This is a genomic window from Sphingobacterium sp. B29 (assembly GCF_001952815.1).
Classification (GTDB): domain Bacteria; phylum Bacteroidota; class Bacteroidia; order Sphingobacteriales; family Sphingobacteriaceae; genus Sphingobacterium; species Sphingobacterium siyangense.
Genome location: NZ_CP019158.1, coordinates 1,279,990 through 1,298,232 on the forward strand (window position 1 = coordinate 1,279,990; position 18,243 = coordinate 1,298,232).

Sequence of the window (18,243 nt, forward strand, 5' to 3'; positions counted from 1 at the left end):
ATAAAAGTTAGAAAATATCATGAGTACTCAAAAAGGACCTATTTCTCAATTTATTGAGCATAATTACCGTCACTTTAACGCAGCTGCATTAGTAGATGCTGCAAAAGGTTACGAGGAACATCTATTGGATGGTGGAAAAATGTTGATCTCTTTGGGAGGTGCAATGTCTACTGCTGAATTGGGTGTTTCTTTGGCAGAAATGATCCGTCAAGATAAAGTACACTTTATTTCTTGTACTGGTGCTAATTTGGAAGAGGATGTGATGAACCTTGTGGCACACTCACACTACAAAAGAATCCCGAATTATAGAGATTTGACAGCTGAGCAAGAAAGAGAGTTATTGGATAATCACTATAATCGTGTTACAGATACTTGTATTCCGGAAGAGGAAGCTTTCCGTCGTTTGCAGAAACATCTTGAAGATGTTTGGCATGCTGCTGAGGCTAAAGGTGAGCGTTACTTACCACATGAGTTTCTTTATCAGGTTGTTAACTCTGGTGTGTTGGAGCAATATTATGAAATCGACCCAAAAGATTCTTGGATTGTTGCTGCTGCTGAGAAAAATTTACCAATTGTATGTCCAGGATGGGAAGATTCAACGACAGGTAATATCTTCGCTTCCAATGTGATCAAAGGTAAATTGAAAGCGAGTACTGTTAAATCTGGTATTGAGTACATGATTTATTTGACAGAGTGGTACCGTAACAACTCAGCAGGTAAAGGTGTTGGATTTTTCCAAATCGCAGGTGGTATTTCTGGTGACTTCCCAATCTGTGTAGTTCCGATGATGTATCAAGATCTTGAATGGGAAGAAGTACCTTTCTGGGCTTATTTCTGTCAAATTTCAGATTCAACAACTTCGTATGGTTCTTACTCTGGTGCTGTTCCAAACGAGAAAATCACTTGGGGCAAATTAGATATTGATACACCTAAATTTATCGTAGAATCTGACGCGACGATCGTTGCACCATTAATCTTCTCGTATATCTTAGGTCATTAATCTTTTTGACATATAGAAAGGAGCGATTCTTCGCTCCTTTTTCTTTTCTCTTTTTCTTCTTTATCTTTACTGTCTAATATTTCTTTTCCCGATGAGCAATCTTACAACAGATAATCCCGTTGCACTTCAGACCTTAATGGATGAAACAATCTTTGGAAATGGTTTTGATTTTCAAGCCAATCTGTCTGCACATCCTTTACAGGAGGAGAACAGTGTTCATGCACAAACAGCTGTTGTACAAGCATCATCGACAACGAAGGATACTTCGTATGTGGCAGTGGGGGTAGGTGCGGAGCAGGCCGCTGTGGCTATTGAGACCGGCAGGGACGGCGATACTGTTAACCATCTGGAGGTATTGGGTGGTGAATTTATATATCAAGGAAATAAGGATCAGGGAATACTTTTTATTTTACGCTACGAGCAATATCCCTACTTTTCTCCAGCTGCATTGGACGCTTTTGAAAAAACAATTGGTGCCTTGAAATTGACCAAAGAGACTGTTGCGGTTCTCAATTTGGCAAATTCCCATAACCCGAATGATTTTAAGCGCATTATGCAGTTTTTCCAACCGACTAAGATTATATTGTTGGGTGTGGAACCTGCATCTTTGAAACTTCCATTTATTGAACATAATTCCTATATGAAAGGCCGTATTGCAACGGTTTTTAATACGTTCAGTTTTGAAGAGATGTTTGTTGATGTGAATAAAAAGAAGCTGTTCTGGAATGAATTTAAAACTTTTATCGTATCATAATTTGTAAATGGGATTAACTTCCAACTTTTGCGACGGTTCTTGAATCTTTCTGCAGGTTAAGCCGAATAGGTAACATGTATGCAACACGAACGGATTCGCCTTTATATACCCTTGGGATCCATTTCTTCGATTTTTTGATGACAGCTATTCCCGCATCTCCAGTGCCAAATCCGAGGTCCTGAAAGATCCTAAAATCAGATAAACTACCATCCTTTTCAATAAAAAAGCCAATAAGGATTGTGCCACTTGCACCAGCTTTTAAAGCTTTTGATGGACAATTATAATTATTTGAGATAAATTGCATTAACTTCCCTATTCCTTCAGAATAGGTCGGATCAATATTATAATTCGTAGAATCGTAACGTGATATAGTTCCATCGTTTTTGGTCATTTCGCCATATAACAGATTATCATCTTTATAGTATTCTTTGAATGTATGTGGGATAATATCAGTACTCTTTCCTTGCCATTCACCTTCACGCTTGTTATTAACTAAAGGGCCTTCCTCAAAATCATTTTTAAATCCGGTTTTAAAATGTATAATCCCATTCCCATTTTCAATTTTTCTTATTCCTAAAGAATCAAAATAGGCTAGATATTGTGTGGTACTATTATATTGCCAAGTTATGTTATTGGTTCCATTATTAAGTGTTATTAAGTGGATTTTTCCAGATGGATAATAATAGTAAGCCGTATCGATCAAATATCCTTTAGCATTAAATGTTTCTTTGCTTTTAGGCATGCCATCTGGGTAGTAGGTCTCTTTATGCCCGATATAATTATAGGGTGCCTTACCGGACAACGATATTCCGCTTGTTTTGACTTTATCATTGCTAACAAATTTTTCCAAAACAATATATTGCTGTTTACCATCTTTAAATTCGGGAGTAACTTTCCTTGAATAATAGGCTTTGTTCATATCTGTTGTATGATTTCCGGTTTCGTCCAAATAATATTGGGCGTTGGCCCTGCTAATTCCAAACAGCAATAAACATAATAATTGTAATAAGACTCTTTTCATAAATAAGATATTTAATATCCAGAAGTTATTTTAAAACTAAGCAAATCAAACGGGGGCAAGCCGTAGCTCACGCCCGCATGTAACATGTACTATTTAATCTTCTTTGCGATTAATTTTCCTAGCGATTTACCTGTCTTGGCATAACCTTCTGCCATTCTATCGTTGTTGTTTGCAACACCACCATAAGCACTTCCAGGAGCTTTTTCACTATTTATTTCCAGCAATACATGCGATGGATTTTCTGTTTCAACAAATTTAAGAACTGTACTCACTTTGGCTGCCTGTGCCATTACGCCAGCATACCAGCCTGGGTAAATCCATATGGATTGCACAATAAGTGTATATTTCGCATTTGGATTTTTGCTGCTTTCGATATTCACATTTCTGTTCAGTAAAGAGATGAATTTATTCTGAAAATCATTTGCTTTTGATTGTTCCCAATCGGATTTCCAGATTTCTCCTTCCATTTTTCCTTTGCTGTCGGAAATCTCCTTTACCCTTCTTTTGACATATTCTTCCTCTGTGATTTTCTCATTGTAAAACGTTAATGGGGTATAATCAAATTGAACATTTAGCTCTTTCTGATCTTGTAAAAAATTAAAATTTCCGGATAGAACTTTTAAGCTTTGTGCGATAGAAACCGCAGGGATAGCCATCAATACAAGTAGCATTAATTTAATTGCAACATTTAAACTTTTCATTTTTGTTAGTGGGTTAATAATGCGTAAATATAAATTAAAAATTCTTTTCTTACCAAATGTGTATTACGAAGTAATTTGAAGCCGGATCTGAATACGTGTTGTAATTTTTTATTAAGGAGTTGATGGAGTTTTTCGGGAGGGAGGTATAAATAGCATAGTGTCGTAAGTATTTCTTACTTTTGGATTTTACTTTATTTTCAAGAAGATGCTAGAACTAGTGTTTGCAACCAATAATGCCCATAAACTAGAAGAGGTCCAAGCGATCGTGGGGGATGCTTTTGTCATTAAAAGTTTAAACGATATTGACTGTCAGGATGATATTCCAGAGACGGGAGCGACCTTTGAAGAAAATGCCCAGCAGAAAACGGACTATTTGGTGAACAAATATGGTCTTTACTGTTTTGGAGATGATTCAGGCTTGGAAATTGATGCATTAAATGGCGAGCCTGGAGTTTATTCAGCACGTTATTCCGGATCGAGGGATATGGAAAAGAATATTGATCTTGTCCTGGAAAATTTAGGCGATAACCCCAATCGTACAGCGCGATTCAAAACAGTTATTTCATTATATTTGAATGAGCAACAGCACTTTTTTGAAGGAAGTATCGAGGGGAAAATTATTGAAGAACGTAAGGGTATTGATGGTTTTGGTTATGATCCCATTTTTATTCCGAATGGCTATGATAAAACTTTTGCGGAGATGACTGCCCTGGAAAAAAACAGCATAAGCCATCGCGCGATTGCTGTCGGTAAACTTGCTGAATACCTAAAAACAAAATAGGTTATATTAAGGAACTCATTTGAGTTGTAAAATAGAAATTTCCATTTATCTGAGGTAGGGAATGAGCACATCTGATAGGATCAGCAGATAGCCTTAAATACAAAAAAGCAGCGCAAAACAATTTGTTTTGCGCTGCTTTTTTATGCGACTCAGTATTGGCCGGTTATTTGGCTTTTACTTTTGTCTGTGTACTATCTTGTGCAGGTATTATCGTCGATTTATTAGTTGTTGAGTCGGACTTTGCAGCAACTTTGTCGGTTGCGGTCTTTACATTTGTTTTTGTAGCGTTGGCTTTAGTCGTTGTTTCAGATGGCTTGGCTGTTTTGGTGACAGCGCTTGATTTATTGTTTGTAGCGTCTACCTCTTTTTCTTTCTCGAGCGTTTCGTTAGCACCAGCTTTCTTGGTGGCACCTTTTTGGGGGGTAGTTGTTTTATCGCCTTTCTTAATAGACTTCATTGTTCCAGATTCTTCACCTTCTGGTGCCGCTGGAACCGTAAATGACGCTTTTGAAAGATCCCTTTTTCGATTTAATAAATCATCTTTTGATTTAGGTCGATCTTCGGGGCGCCAAGTGAAATTCGGAAGAAACTCCTTGTCGGCCGTGACTTCAGCAATAGGATAGACTTTGCCATCCACTTTCCGAATAGATACATATTCCTTCAGCTTATTATCTTCCATCAAGATCTTGAAACGACTGCTTCGATCATGGATAAGCTCAGTAGTTACATTGGTCTTTTCATCAATATTGTAGAATATATTTTCAGCGTTGCCATCAACAAACAGACGTTCCATACGGTTATTGGTGAAAAAGCTGGTAATCTTCCGACCTTTAATCTGATTGAATTTCAATGAGTCACTTGTTGCGTTTACCATGAAAGCGTTACCGACAAGTAGTGAATTGTCCAATTTTTGATTCTTTACCTGTAGGAATATGGTATCTCCGGATATTTGTGAGTTTTCAGCCCACATCATTGGTTTCCCCATCAGTCTGAACATGGAATCTTGCATACCATAATACATAGAATCCGCTACTGCTTGCAAGTCCGATTTAAATAATCGGGCATTATAGTATGCCTTTATAATCCGTGTTTTGGCCGTATCCTGGGCGAGAGAATCCCGTTTACCCTGTTGGGCATTTTTTAAAGCTGCTCCCATCAGTTTATCGGATTCACCGCCTTTCGGGATGATCGCTTTTTTACGCAATACACTATCAGCCTTGAGATTTTTTTCAATTTCTATCTTGTTTTGATCACCGACAATAGCTGGTGTTTTCTTTGCTGCAATCGGTTTCTTATTTGTAAGTGTATCTTGTACTTTTTTAATGCTCTTTTCAAGAACCGGTTTGCTGCTGTCTTTTTTAGGCAAACTGTCTATTCCCTTGTGAAGGTCATCTTTTATGTTTTCTAATGTACCCGTGGAATCAACTGTTGTTGAGCTGGAATCCTGATCACCATAATCGACCTCATTGTCATCCTCAATAGCCCCACCTTCACGATTCAATTTAAAATCTCTTGCAATATAATCCCGGCGAAATATCATCTGTGAGAAGAGCGTGTCGGCTGTCATAAAAACAGAATCTACCTGTGAATCATCCTTAAGTGGCTTATTATTGCCGCTTTTGATATTTTTACCTGGATGTTCCTTTTCTTCTAGAGCAACTTGCGATGTAGTTTTATTTGATCTGAGGTCATCTTTGTGTTGTTCTTTTTCAATCTTCTTCAATTCTTTAGCTTCATTTTTTAGCTCTTTCTCCGATTTTTGTTGGACAGGAGACAAAGAAGATACAGAATCTTTTTGTGTTGAATCTTTTTTGACAACCGAAATGATCAGGGGTTTGTCTGTCATCGTAATGGATTCGTTTTTCCCGTTGTACAAACCAAATCCACCATAGGCGTAAAATTTGTCTAAGGTATCAACAAAGACCACATTTTTTACGGCTTTACCGATTCCCACTTGTCTATCGTAGAATAGGCTGTCTCCCTTAAGAAACTTTGTCCCTTCTGTGTAGAGGTTGTTTTTAGAGAAATAAGCCTGGCCCGTTGCCATATGGTATCGGCCTTTTTCAGTATACAGGTTTTCCCCTTTATTTCCCTTGATATTGGTAGGCCCATAGAAATCAGTAATGCGAGTATTACCATTATATTTCATGGAGTCCGTGTAGACTTTTACATTGGTTGATCGGACCACAACTTTTTGATTGAAATAAGATTCCCCTGTATTTTCGAAATAAGTAGCTCGCTGGCTTGTAATTGTATCACTTCCTGATAGAATACGCCCACCACTGTAATAATTACCGATTTTACTTCGCATATTATAGACAAGGTGATCGGTTGTCAGTATAGAGCCATTGGTGCTGACCATTCGTACAGCGCCCGTAAGTGTAGCGAGCTGCATGGCGGCTTCATAATGCAATTTATTGGAAAAAATCTGCGTACCGTCGGGTTGAGTAATGATTACATTTCCAAAGGCTTCAAAAAATTGTCTCCCAATGTTGTCTTTGTGTAAATAGCCACTATCTGATGATAGCGTTGAGCCTACATGTTCATAGACTGGGCGGTAAAAGAGGATATTGCCGTCTTTTCCAGTAATAATATGGGATGATGAAAGAAGCTTTAGTTCATCCTGTTTCTGCGCTTGGACCGACAAGCCAGTTAAAATAAATACAAAAAGTGTATAAATGTATTGTTTCACAAGGGCAAAAATATGGATTTTAATTGCTACTTCACTGGATTTCACAAATTTTAAGACTTGAATTTATCATTCGGACAAAATATACCGTAACTTTGTTATATGAATGTGCTGGAAAGACTAATGGGCTATATTGAAAAGGAGCATTTGTTGATGCCTCATGATAAAATATTGCTTACGGTAAGTGGAGGAAAGGACTCGATGTTAATGGCACATTTATTTGCAAAAGCAGGGTATACGATTGCTCTTGCACATTGCAATTTTCAATTAAGGGGAGCGGAATCAGAAGAGGATGAAGCTCTAGTCAGAAAATTTGCAGCGGAAAATAATGTGCCAATATACGTGAAGCACTTTGATACACAAGCTTACGCAAAGGACCATCAGATTTCGATTCAAATGGCGGCACGCGAACTTCGTTATGCTTGGTTTGAGAAATTGCGACATGAGCTGCAGTTCGACCGAATTGCAGTAGCTCAGCATCTGAACGATCATATCGAAACGGTACTCCTGAACCTTTCACGTGGAACCGGTCTCCAAGGCCTCCAGGGTATTTTCCCTATCAGAGAGCGCATCATCCGACCACTACTTTTTCTGAAGGCTAGCGAAATTGAACATTTCGTGAATATGTATGGGATTGCTTATCGAGACGATCAATCCAACTTTTCAACAAAATATGCACGTAATAAAATAAGGATTGATATCATCCCACATTTTAAAAAACTTCAGCCAGATTTTGAGATGGTCTTCGAGCAGAATATCAATCATTTTAAGGAATCTTACCAGCTGTTGCAGCAATTTGTGGAGCCCATTCGGAGAAAGCTGTTTTACCCTATTGACGAAGGATGGGGAGTTCGGAAGGAAGATCTGGAACCCTATATAGATAATCTGCCTTTGCTCTATGAGTTGTTTTCGGCTTTTAATTTCTCAAAGCCGGTACTAAGTGATCTTCAACAAGCTTGGTCAAGAGAGTCTGGACGTATTTTTCAATCCGATGCCTACCATATGCTCCTGGATAGAAATGAACTTTTTATTCGTGAAAAGGAATTTATTTCACCCGATGAGGCTTTAATCACTTCCGAAACTTCAACTGTGGAGTGGAAACACTATTGTTTTCATGCCAATGTTTCTGCGGATCTAGCTATTGTCAAAGCGAGTGAGGTTGCAAAGCTGGATTATGATGTATTAGTTTTCCCGCTCACGATTCGATCATGGAAAGTTGGCGATAGCTTCTATCCTTTAGGTATGGAAGGGCGCAAGAAGTTGAGTGATTTTTTTATCAATAAGAAGATCAGCTTATTTGAAAAGGAAAATATCCCGATCGTGGTGAATGGAAATGGAGATATCCTTTGGGTAGCCAATTATCGCATGGACAATCGTTATAAAATTACCGCCAATACAAAAAAAGTCCTTACTTTAGTTTGCAGAACTGATTAGCAAGAAAAATTGTTGCTGCTAAAAATCATGGAAGGATCCTGAATGATACAAAATCCATAGAAGCAAAAATGATACTAATGAGGAGTTCAAATAGTAAGAGACAATGGTGCGAAGTCTCCAAATTAATAGCTAAATCTTAAGTAAATGAAAGAAGGTGTACTCTATTCGGAAAATCAATATCTAGGTCGTGACCGTGTTTGGATCAGCGTGCGTTTAGTGCTCGTACTTTTTTGTTTTACGGCATTTTATTTGAATTTAGACCATTTGATATCGAGCCAATTGTTCTTTATTGTAGGAGTGGGGATTATCATCACATCTATTGTCATGATGTATATGGTATTATTTCGTACGGAAGTATTTCAAGACCATATACTTATTAGTGGACTATGGTCTACTCGAGTCGTCAAGATCGATCTTGCCTCCATTACAAAAATAGAAAAGGCGCCTTACAGTACATTCTTTTTCAATAATCCTGTTTATAATCTGCACACTAAAGGAAAGATTAAATTTTTCGCTGGAGGCAAAAATGCTGTTTTTTTTAACGGATAAAGATGGTCTTACCTACGTGTTGGGTACACAGCGCCAGGAAGAGCTCTATCGAATTATTATGGAAACAAAAGCGCGATTAGGAAAGTCTTAAAATTTGTTAATAAATTCTTATCTGACATTTTAAAGACAACAGTTTATCGAGTTATTGGTTAAATTTGATAAAATAGCAACGGATTAACTATGGCATTTTTAAAATTTATACTTATTACATTCGCTGTTTACTTTGTAGTAAGATTTTTATTTAGATTATTTTTACCATTTGCAATGCGTAAAGCAGCTGAAAAGTTGATGAAAAAAGCGCAGCAGCAGGGTGGAGCATACGGTAGCCAAGGATCAGGCGGTACCTTTTATTATGAATTTAATGGTCAAGGGCAACAGGAAAATAAAAGGTCTCAGCCCGAAGGTAAGGTACATGTCGATTACATTCCACCGAAAGAAAGCCCTGAACGCAAAGGGACTGAAACCGCTGGTGAGTTTGTGGATTTTGAGGAAATAAAATAATTTTTAGCAATCCAAATAGCGTATCTTTGTGCTATGTGGCTGAAGCAACTTTCTGTTCTAAATTTCAAGAATTACTCGGAATCATCTTTGGAATTTCTCCCCGAGGTAAATGCGTTTACAGGGAATAATGGTGTTGGTAAAACCAATCTTTTGGATGCGATTCACTATTTATCACTCTGTAAAAGTTATTTCAATCCAATTGATTCGCAGCATATCAAATCAGGCAATGACTGGTTTATGGTACAGGGTGAATTTGATAAAGAATCCATTAGTGATTTCATTTCTTGTAGCCTTAAAAAGAATCAGAAAAAGCAATTTAAAAAAAATAAGAAGGATTACCCGCGACTGGCTGATCATATTGGCTTATTTCCTTTGGTCATGGTATCCCCAAACGATAGCATCATCGTCACAGATGGGAGTGAAGAGCGTAGAAAGTTTGTGGATAATGTGATTTCCCAAACAGATAATAAATATTTAGATACCCTGATTATTTATAATAAGTTTTTAGCCCAACGTAACAGTCTCCTTAAACAAGCACGTCAAACCAGTGTATTGGATCTTGGCCTAATCGAAATTCTCAATTTTCAACTTGAAGAAGTTGGAAATATTATTTTTCAAAAAAGAAGGTCTTTTATGGAGGAGTTTCAGCCGGAGTTTGACCGACACTATCAGTTCCTCACCGAGGATGCAGAGTCTGTTCAATTACACTATGAATCGCCTTTAATGACAGATTCTTTTCTAAATATTTTGGAGAAGAATTTGGAACGTGACCGTATGCTGGAACGCACAACGCAAGGAATACATAAAGATGATCTGATCTTTACCATTCACGGTGGAATGCCCTTAAAGAAGTTTGGTTCTCAGGGCCAACAAAAATCTTTTCTAATTGCCCTGAAGCTTGCACAATATTCTTATCTCCAGCAGAAAAAGGGTTTTAAGCCCCTACTTCTTTTGGATGACATCTTTGATAAACTTGATGATCGCCGTACACATAAATTGATGCAGATGGTTTCAGAAGATGATTTTGGACAGATTTTCCTGACAGATACGGATTCCGTGAGAATTCAGCGAATCTTTGACGAAATCAGCCGACCTGTTCGTATATTTGATATTGAAGGAGGACAAGTCAATGTATAAGAAGCAAACTAAAAAAAGCCTGGAATTCATTCGGTCAAGCGACGATATGACAATTAAGGAGGGGGTTGAGCGTCTTCTTGAGGCTTATAAACTACGAAGAAAATTTGATGAGACTTCGATCGCATCTGTTTGGCCTCAATTGATTGGTAAAGCTATCGCTAATCGCACACAGCAACTATATGTTCGTGATAAAAAATTGTTCGTACGTGTGGAGTCTGCTGTGATTAAGAATGAATTGGCGCTTATGCGAAGACAAATTTTAGGAAGGGTAAATGAATATGTAGGTCACGTCATTATTGAAGAAGTCGTGATTTTATAAAACCTCCTTTCATGTTAGATCAACTCTTTCAAGATTTTTTTCCTATTTCTGAGGCTAGTGCCTTAAAACTTTTCTCAAACTTCGAGCGTATTGAATTAAAACGAGGTGAATATCTGATCAAGGCGGGCGATTATTCTTCCAATCTGTTTGTGATAGAATCCGGATTAATCCGTCAATATGCTTGGTCAAAAAAAGGGGAGTTTACGCAATGGATAGGTACAAGGAATCATTTTGTGACAGATCTTGCTTCTTTCATTTTTGACAGGGCTTCCATATGGAATTTCCAATGCGTTAGCGATTGTACGGTATACCGTTTGTCAAAGTCCGATTACCAGCGAATGGAATCCGAAATTGTGGAATGGAATAAATTTGAGAAGGCTTTTTGGGCAAAATGCTTTTGTACCATGGAGCATCGAATCTCGGATTTTATTTGTCTAACAGCGGAAGAAAGATATGTCCAATACTTTGAACAACATAAATTATTATTCCAACAAGTTCCCCTTCAATATATCGCCTCCGTGTTGGGTATGAGCCCAGAAACCTTGAGTCGTATTCGAACAAAAATAAGTTCTTGATAAAAGTCAAGAGCGAGCTGCCTGTCTTTTTCTAGTTTTGTCCTGTAGCTGTTAACGAACAGCTTGCTTAATCGAACACGTAACCAAAATTTTGTGTATTTATACGGTTCATAATAAGCTTGGAATAGTTTGTTTGCAGTTGTAATAATTTTGAAATTAAGACGAAACTAGAATAGCATCACATACGCTTTATCGTTATTTGAACACAGGTGAAGAAGCCTGAGCTATTTTGTCGTTTCAGCGATAAAAAGTACAAAATGAAAAAGATTGAAACGAGTATTCTCATTGATGCGACAGCAGAAGAGGTTTGGCAGGTATTAAGTGAATTTAAGGCTTATTCCCAATGGAGCCCAACAATCAAGCAGTTTGAAAAACAACCGCTAGTCGGAAAACGCTGCAAAGTCCTTTTAGAACAACCAAACGGATTCAAGATCAAGATGAATCCAAAATTCCTGTCTATTGAACAGCATATCGAGCTGCGCTGGAAAGGAGATTTATTCTTTCCAGGTATTTTTGATGGCGAGCATTATTTTAGGTTGGAACAAGTGGGAGCTTCACAAGTTAGGTTTGTCCAAGGCGAATTTTTTTCTGGATTGTTGGTTCCTTTTCTGGGAAAACTACTGATAGAAACAAAGCGCGGATTTGAACTTTTCAACATAGCGATAAAAAGGCGAGTGGAGTATCGTTCTTAACTTTCCACAGCGATCTGTTAGTATAGTTTATTTATAAACACGATATTTAACGAATTTGTCGATGAATGTTATCTTATACACATTTTTATGTGTATAACCCCCTAGTTTTGCACATTTTGTTACTTTTTTGAATCTTTTCGGTTTGCATTATTAACAATTCGATGTTGATAAATGGCTACTTATGCACATTTTATGTTAATACCTATAGGTTGGTAATCTACTTATTAACATTTATTGTGTTAATAAGTGGATTGTTTTGTTGATAAGTATGGTGGTGGGAGTAGTTTATGCACAAATTACCAACAATGCTGCTGGCGGGAATTTTGCAAATAGGTTAATAAGGGGAGTTTCTATTGAAAGTTGGTTTTTATAGGAATTGCTCCAAATCACCTTTTCCTTCACGAATAACATCAAAAGTTCCTTCGGTAACATCGACCACGGTAGATGCGACATTATCGCCATAACCGCCATCTATAACAGCATCAACTAGATCTTCGTATTTTTCATGAATTAATTCGGGATCAGTAGAATATTCAATAATTTCATCTTCATCGTGAATGGAGGCTGTCACAATAGGGTTGCCTAATTGTTTGACAATTTCACGAACAATATTATTGTCTGGAACACGGATACCCACAGTCTTCTTTTTGGAACTTAGGAGCTTAGGTACTTTAGTTGTTGCATTAAAAATAAAAGTAAAAGGTCCGGGTAATGCTTTTTTTAATACCCGAAAAACGGAGGTATCGAAGGATTTTGTGTATTGCGAAATATCTGTTAAATCATAGCATATAAATGATAGATTAGCCTTTTCTGGTTTTAGCCCTCTAATTTCACATACTCGTTCTATGGCTTTTTGTTGCGTGATATCACAGCCAATACCATATACGGTGTCGGTAGGGTAGATGATTACACCACCACGTCGAAGAATATCAACCGCCTGTTCTATTGCCTTGGGGTTGGGATTGTCGTTATATATCTTAATTAGCATTTTCTATTTTTGTTAAGTACCTGAATTGGGTTTAATCTTAGTCCCTGTTTTAGGATGTCAATAGGGCGATGGTTATTATCTGCATTCAGATACGCTATATCTAAAAGAACAACAGCCAAAATATTTTGTTTTGGCTGTTGTTCTTTATATTAAAATTCTGCGTTTTTCGGCGTACGTGGGAATGGAATGACGTCGCGGATATTGGTCATTCCTGTCGTGAATAAAACGAGGCGTTCAAAACCTACGCCAAATCCAGAATGCGGTACCGATCCAAAACGGCGTGTATCCAAGAACCACTCCATTTCTTCTGCGGGAATACCAACTTCAGCCATACGATCAAGTAAACGATCAAGATTTTCTTCACGTTGCGAACCACCGACCATTTCACCAATACCTGGGAAAAGAATATCCATGGCACGTACGGTGTTTCTTCCTTGCGCATCCGGCTCATTTTGCTTCATATAGAAGGACTTGATTTCGCGTGGATAGTCTGTTAAGATAACAGGTTTCTTGAAGTGTTTTTCAACCAAATAGCGTTCGTGTTCCGATTGTAAATCAGCACCCCAATCATCAATTAAATATTTGAATTGTTTCTTTTGGTTTGGTTTGCTACGCTTTAATATTTCAACAGCATCGGTATAGGTAACGCGTTCAAAATCGTTTGTTAATACGAAGTTTAATTTCTCTATAAGATTTAATTCTGAGCGTTCTGCAGCAGGCTTAGATTTCTCTTCCTCCAACAAACGATTGGTTAAGAACTCAATTTCTTCTGGGCAGGTTTCCAAGGCATATTTAATCACATATTTCAGCAAAGCTTCGGCCAAGTCCATATTGTCCTCTAATTCATAGAAAGCCATTTCGGGTTCGATCATCCAAAATTCGGCTAAGTGGCGTGTTGTATTTGAGTTTTCCGCTCTAAATGTCGGACCGAACGTATAGATGTTTCCAAATGCCATGGCACCAAGCTCACCTTCCAATTGGCCCGATACCGTAAGGTTCGTCGATTTTCCAAAGAAGTCTTCCTTGAAATCGATATCTCCATTTTCTTTGCGTGGCGGGTTTTTTAAATCTAGGGTTGTAACCTGAAACATTTCTCCAGCACCTTCCGCATCCGAACCTGTGATAATTGGTGTATGCATGTAGACAAAGTCGTTTTCCTGAAAAAACTTGTGTACCGCAAATGCTAAAGCATTACGCACTTTGAATACAGCATTGAATGTTCCGGTACGGAAACGCAAATGCGCAATTTCACGTAAAAATTCTAAGCTATGCTTTTTGGGTTGTAATGGATATTTTTCGGGGTCAGAGTCGCCAATAATACTTACTTCAGTAGCTTTTACCTCAACTTTTTGCCCTTTACCCAATGATTCTATCAATTGACCTTTTACGCGAACTGCGGCTCCAGTGGTGATACGTTTTAAGATATCTTCAGGTGTATTTTCAAAATCGACAACTGCTTGAATATTATTGATTGACGAACCGTCATTGATTGCTATAAACTGATTGTTGCGGAAAGTTCTTACCCAACCTTTAACAACGACCTCTTTGCCAAATTCTGTGGCATTCAATAGTTCCTTTATTCTTGTGTGTTCCATCTTAATTTTTGGAGATTGACTTGTAAAAGATGCTTTGTTAAAAAAGCAATACAAAAATAAGCTATTCTGTTGGTTTATTGGTTATAAATGTTGATTTAATTCACTTAAAGATGGTTCGTTAACCTGCATAAGGAAAATATATTTTGAAATAAAGACAGGTGAAAACTCAAACATTGGGAAATGGCACACAGCTCGTTTTGCTATGGAATATAGGTTTGCTAAGAAGAGAACTTTTTGTTTGTGTGGCGAACGATACGAAGATTAGAAACAAAAAACGCGGACTAGTTATAGTCCGCGTTTTTGTTATGATGATTAAAGGAATTATCCTTTCAATACTTTCGTTACTAATTCAGCAGCTTCTTTCAATAAGATTGCAGAATAAACTTGTAAACCGGACTCATCAATTAATTTTTTCGCTTCTTCAGCATTCGTACCTTGAAGGCGAACGATGATTGGAACAGGGATGTTACCGATTTCGCTGTAAGCGTCAATTACACCTTGAGCAACACGGTCACAACGAACAATACCACCGAAGATATTAATTAAGATCGCTTTTACGTTAGGGTCCTTTAAAATGATATTGAAACCAGCTTTTACAGTTTCAGCATTTGCAGTACCACCTACGTCCAAGAAATTTGCAGGTTCACCACCAGCTAATTTGATGATATCCATTGTAGCCATTGCTAAACCAGCACCATTTACCATACAACCTACGTTACCATCTAATTTAACGTAGTTTAGGTTTGATTCACCAGCTTCAACTTCCGTTGGATCTTCCTCAGTTACGTCACGCATAGCAGCGTAATCTGGGTGACGATATAAAGCATTCTCATCAAGATTTACTTTCGCATCAACTGCTAAGATCTTGTCGTCTGAAGTTTTTAATACCGGATTGATCTCAAACATAGAAGAGTCTGTAGAATCGTATGCTTTGTAAAGAGCGGCAACAAATTTCACCATTTCTTTGTGTGCAGCACCAGAAAGACCAAGATTGAAAGCAATTTTACGTGCTTGGAATCCTTGTAAGCCTACTTTTGGATCGATTTCTTCTTTGAAAATCAAGTGTGGTGTTTTTTCCGCAACTTCTTCGATGTCCATACCACCTTCTGTAGAGTACATAACGATGTTACGTCCCTTAGCACGGTCTAATAATACAGACATGTAGAATTCTTTTGTTTCGCTCTCGCCAGGATAATAAACGTCTTGAGCTACCAAAACTTTGTTTACTTTTTTACCTTCAGGTCCAGTTTGAGGCGTTACTAATTGCATGCCAATGATGTCAGTTGCTCTTTGTTTGACTTCATCTAAGTTCTTAGCTAACTTGACACCACCACCTTTACCACGGCCACCAGCGTGAATTTGAGCTTTAACAACAACCCAATCAGAGTTGTAGTCTTCTTTCATTTTTTTGGCCGCTTCCACAGCTTGCTCTGGAGTATCTGCTACGATACCTTCCTGTACGCGCACACCAAAGCTCTTTAGTATTTGCTTTCCTTGATATTCGTGAATGTTCATTTGCAAAAATATTTGGCGTAAAAATATAATTTTTTGGGGGATAAGACAAGGGATAAGTTGCTCTTTTATCTATTTTTTGACATTTAGACAAAATAAAATGGCTGGAATAGAGAAATAACAGCTTATTTATTCAAACTCGTGGTATCGTAAATTTATTTATCTTTGTCCTATGATGTTACATGCCAAAGGAATTCACAAAGCTTATGGGTCATTACCAATTTTGAAAGGTGTTGATATCGCTGTTGAAAAAGGGGAAATCGTCAGTATTGTTGGTGCTTCAGGAGCTGGTAAAAGTACACTGTTGCACATCATTGGTACCTTGGATAAGCCTGATCAGGGTGCGGTTTTCATCAATTGTGTTGATGTTCAGAAATTGAATGCTAAAAAGCTCAGTGCTTTCCGAAATGAACATATTGGTTTTGTTTTTCAATTTCACCATTTGCTGCCTGAATTTACAGCCTTGGAAAACGTGTGTATTCCAGCTTTTATTCAAGGAAAGGGGAGGTCCGAGGCGGAAGCTAAAGCAAGAGAATTGCTTGAACTATTAGGGGTTTCTCATCGTATTGATCACAAGCCTGCTGAAATGTCCGGCGGAGAACAACAGCGTGTTTCTGTGGCTCGTGCTCTGATCAATGATCCTTCCATTATTTTGGCAGATGAACCTTCGGGTAATCTTGACTCAGAGAATGCAGCAGCTTTGCATCAGTTGTTTTTTGATCTTAGACATAAATTTCAGCAGACATTTATTATCGTTACCCATAATGAGGAACTTGCCCGAATTTCGGACCGAACAATACATATGCGCGATGGGTTAGTCGTGTAACAGTAATCCGGATTATAATTATATTTTTAATGAAGAAAATACTCATAACTTTCGGGACCAGACCTTTGGCGATGCGTATCGCTAAAAGACTTGGGGCTGATTTCGAAATATTATATGCAAGTTCAGAAGATATTCCCGAATTGCTTTTAGCCTCAGGGAAATATGCCAAAATTCCAAAAGGTCTTCTTCCTACTTTTGCACATGAGATACTCAAATTAAGTTTAGACCAACAGGTTGATTATGTGCTGCCTTTAGGTGGTTTTGAGCTGGAACCATTGGCTGCAGCCAAAGTTTTATTTGAGGAATATCAGATTTCAGTTCTTGCCCCTGATAAAGATCTGCTTGAAACTATTCCTGTTATGGAAAATCCGCCAGCTGATTTGCCTTATAGACTTCTGTCAAAGGGCAACGATTTATTGGACTCAGCGACTTTCGAAAGATCACTGGATGGATTGTTTGTCGCTTCGGATTCCGGGGAGGATTTAGCATTAATCTGTCTATCCAAATAGAATCTTATTTTTGTGGTTAGTGTCATTAAGGTTTTAACCCCGTTGACACAGCCCTTAAATTTTAAGCTTTTACATATCATTACATATCATGATGTTCCCAGAAGAAAAAAAGGTATATGTTTTTGAATTAGATGATGTTGTTTTTCCTAAAAAGGATTACTTACTTCAAGTATATTATCTTTTTGCTAATTTTATAGAATTTACAGAGACTGTTCCTGCTCAAGCTGATTTGGTTCAATTTATGAAAAATCACCTCGAGCATCAAGGTGAGAATTTATTGTTTGAACATGCGCAGCAAACCTTTGGATTTGATCAAAAATATAAGGAGAATTTTGAGCGGCTTCATGTCAATGCAATTTTGCCGCTACGGTTACATTTGTTTGATCATATTACTACGCTGTTTAGGCAGTTAAAAGCCGCAGATAAACATGTTTGTATTTTGACGAAAGGAAATCCGCTAGAACAACTCAATAAAGTCAAATTTGTGGATTGGGGTGAATATGGGGATGCTGTAAAAGTTTACTTTAAGGATGAACTTGTTTTTAGGGGAATTGATCCATTGGAGTTCCTCGCCAATGAGTTTACGGTGGACACGACCGCAATTCAATTTGTAGACTAAGTTTACAGTCAGTATCTTTGTTGAATCTACCAACAATAATT

19 protein-coding genes are annotated in these 18,243 nt (G+C 37.7%); 13 read left to right on the top strand and 6 right to left on the bottom strand.

Going from position 1 to position 18,243, the window contains the following annotated elements; all coding sequences use genetic code 11:
• The first annotated feature begins 19 nt into the window (after positions 1-19).
• Together BV902_RS05370 and BV902_RS27970 are read left to right on the top strand one after the other, a co-directional pair.
• A complete protein-coding gene (locus BV902_RS05370; RefSeq protein ID WP_046674101.1) occupies positions 20-1,000 on the top strand; it encodes a deoxyhypusine synthase family protein in 981 nt (326 codons plus the stop codon).
• A gap of 91 nt (positions 1,001-1,091) precedes the next feature.
• Positions 1,092-1,754 carry a hypothetical protein gene (locus BV902_RS27970; protein WP_237241975.1) on the top strand — a complete coding sequence of 221 codons (663 nt, stop codon included), beginning with the start codon at positions 1,092-1,094 and terminating at the stop codon, positions 1,752-1,754.
• Between the two features lie 13 nt (positions 1,755-1,767).
• On the opposite strand, the gene BV902_RS05380 is transcribed toward BV902_RS27970, so the two are convergent.
• Positions 1,768-2,775 carry an energy transducer TonB gene (locus tag BV902_RS05380; RefSeq protein ID WP_075991072.1) on the bottom strand — a complete coding sequence of 336 codons (1,008 nt, stop codon included), beginning with the start codon at positions 2,773-2,775 and terminating at the stop codon, positions 1,768-1,770.
• 89 nt (positions 2,776-2,864) lie between these two features.
• Complete coding sequence (locus BV902_RS05385) at positions 2,865-3,476, bottom strand: hypothetical protein (protein WP_075991073.1); 612 nt, start codon at positions 3,474-3,476, stop codon at positions 2,865-2,867.
• 205 nt (positions 3,477-3,681) lie between these two features.
• Here BV902_RS05385 and BV902_RS05390 point away from each other — a divergent pair, with 205 nt between their 5' ends.
• Entirely contained in the window at positions 3,682-4,257 is a 576-nt protein-coding gene (locus BV902_RS05390; RefSeq protein WP_075991074.1) for a non-canonical purine NTP diphosphatase, read from the top strand.
• Positions 4,258-4,420: 163 nt separating this feature from the next.
• Here the strand turns inward: BV902_RS05390 and BV902_RS05395 are convergent, their stop codons facing one another.
• Positions 4,421-6,994, bottom strand: coding sequence for an OstA-like protein (locus tag BV902_RS05395; protein ID WP_075991075.1), 2,574 nt, complete (start codon positions 6,992-6,994; stop codon positions 4,421-4,423).
• A gap of 54 nt (positions 6,995-7,048) precedes the next feature.
• On the opposite strand from BV902_RS05395, the gene tilS reads away from it, so the two are divergent.
• The 7 genes from tilS to BV902_RS05430 all read left to right on the top strand — a co-directional run bounded on the left by tilS (position 7,049) and on the right by BV902_RS05430 (position 12,153).
• On the top strand, positions 7,049-8,380 hold the full coding sequence (gene tilS, locus BV902_RS05400; RefSeq protein ID WP_075991076.1) for a tRNA lysidine(34) synthetase TilS: 1,332 nt from the start codon (positions 7,049-7,051) through the stop codon (positions 8,378-8,380).
• 144 nt (positions 8,381-8,524) lie between these two features.
• On the top strand, positions 8,525-8,929 hold the full coding sequence (locus BV902_RS05405) for a hypothetical protein (RefSeq protein ID WP_237241977.1): 405 nt from the start codon (positions 8,525-8,527) through the stop codon (positions 8,927-8,929).
• Between the two features lie 180 nt (positions 8,930-9,109).
• Positions 9,110-9,430 carry a DUF4834 family protein gene (locus tag BV902_RS05410; protein WP_075991077.1) on the top strand — a complete coding sequence of 107 codons (321 nt, stop codon included), beginning with the start codon at positions 9,110-9,112 and terminating at the stop codon, positions 9,428-9,430.
• A 33-nt stretch (positions 9,431-9,463) separates the two neighbouring features.
• Positions 9,464-10,567 (top strand): DNA replication/repair protein RecF, encoded by a 1,104-nt coding sequence (gene recF / locus BV902_RS05415; protein ID WP_075991078.1) that lies wholly within the window; start codon positions 9,464-9,466, stop codon positions 10,565-10,567.
• Entirely contained in the window at positions 10,560-10,886 is a 327-nt protein-coding gene (locus tag BV902_RS05420) for a DUF721 domain-containing protein (RefSeq protein WP_070560660.1), read from the top strand. The genes recF and BV902_RS05420 overlap by 8 nt, the downstream gene beginning before the upstream one ends.
• Positions 10,887-10,897: 11 nt before the next feature.
• A complete protein-coding gene (locus tag BV902_RS05425) occupies positions 10,898-11,461 on the top strand; it encodes a Crp/Fnr family transcriptional regulator (protein WP_075991079.1) in 564 nt (187 codons plus the stop codon).
• A 257-nt stretch (positions 11,462-11,718) separates the two neighbouring features.
• Positions 11,719-12,153 (top strand): SRPBCC domain-containing protein, encoded by a 435-nt coding sequence (locus BV902_RS05430; RefSeq protein ID WP_075991080.1) that lies wholly within the window; start codon positions 11,719-11,721, stop codon positions 12,151-12,153.
• Between the two features lie 367 nt (positions 12,154-12,520).
• Here BV902_RS05430 and BV902_RS05435 read toward each other — a convergent pair whose 3' ends face one another.
• From BV902_RS05435 to sucC, 3 genes are all read right to left on the bottom strand, one after another.
• Positions 12,521-13,141: an L-threonylcarbamoyladenylate synthase gene (locus BV902_RS05435; RefSeq protein ID WP_075991081.1), complete on the bottom strand. Its 621-nt coding sequence runs from the start codon at positions 13,139-13,141 to the stop codon at positions 12,521-12,523.
• A 149-nt stretch (positions 13,142-13,290) separates the two neighbouring features.
• On the bottom strand, positions 13,291-14,736 hold the full coding sequence (asnS, locus tag BV902_RS05440) for an asparagine--tRNA ligase (RefSeq protein ID WP_075991082.1): 1,446 nt from the start codon (positions 14,734-14,736) through the stop codon (positions 13,291-13,293).
• 321 nt (positions 14,737-15,057) lie between these two features.
• Positions 15,058-16,251 (bottom strand): ADP-forming succinate--CoA ligase subunit beta, encoded by a 1,194-nt coding sequence (gene sucC / locus BV902_RS05445; RefSeq protein ID WP_046674091.1) that lies wholly within the window; start codon positions 16,249-16,251, stop codon positions 15,058-15,060.
• A 172-nt stretch (positions 16,252-16,423) separates the two neighbouring features.
• On the opposite strand from sucC, the gene BV902_RS05450 reads away from it, so the two are divergent.
• The 3 genes from BV902_RS05450 to BV902_RS05460 all read left to right on the top strand — a co-directional run bounded on the left by BV902_RS05450 (position 16,424) and on the right by BV902_RS05460 (position 18,202).
• Positions 16,424-17,074, top strand: a complete 651-nt coding sequence (locus tag BV902_RS05450) for an ABC transporter ATP-binding protein (protein WP_172840750.1) — start codon at positions 16,424-16,426, stop codon at positions 17,072-17,074.
• Positions 17,075-17,103: 29 nt separating this feature from the next.
• Positions 17,104-17,583 carry a hypothetical protein gene (locus tag BV902_RS05455; RefSeq protein WP_075991084.1) on the top strand — a complete coding sequence of 160 codons (480 nt, stop codon included), beginning with the start codon at positions 17,104-17,106 and terminating at the stop codon, positions 17,581-17,583.
• Between the two features lie 88 nt (positions 17,584-17,671).
• Positions 17,672-18,202 (top strand): hypothetical protein, encoded by a 531-nt coding sequence (locus BV902_RS05460; protein WP_075991085.1) that lies wholly within the window; start codon positions 17,672-17,674, stop codon positions 18,200-18,202.
• The last annotated feature ends 41 nt before the right edge of the window (positions 18,203-18,243 follow it).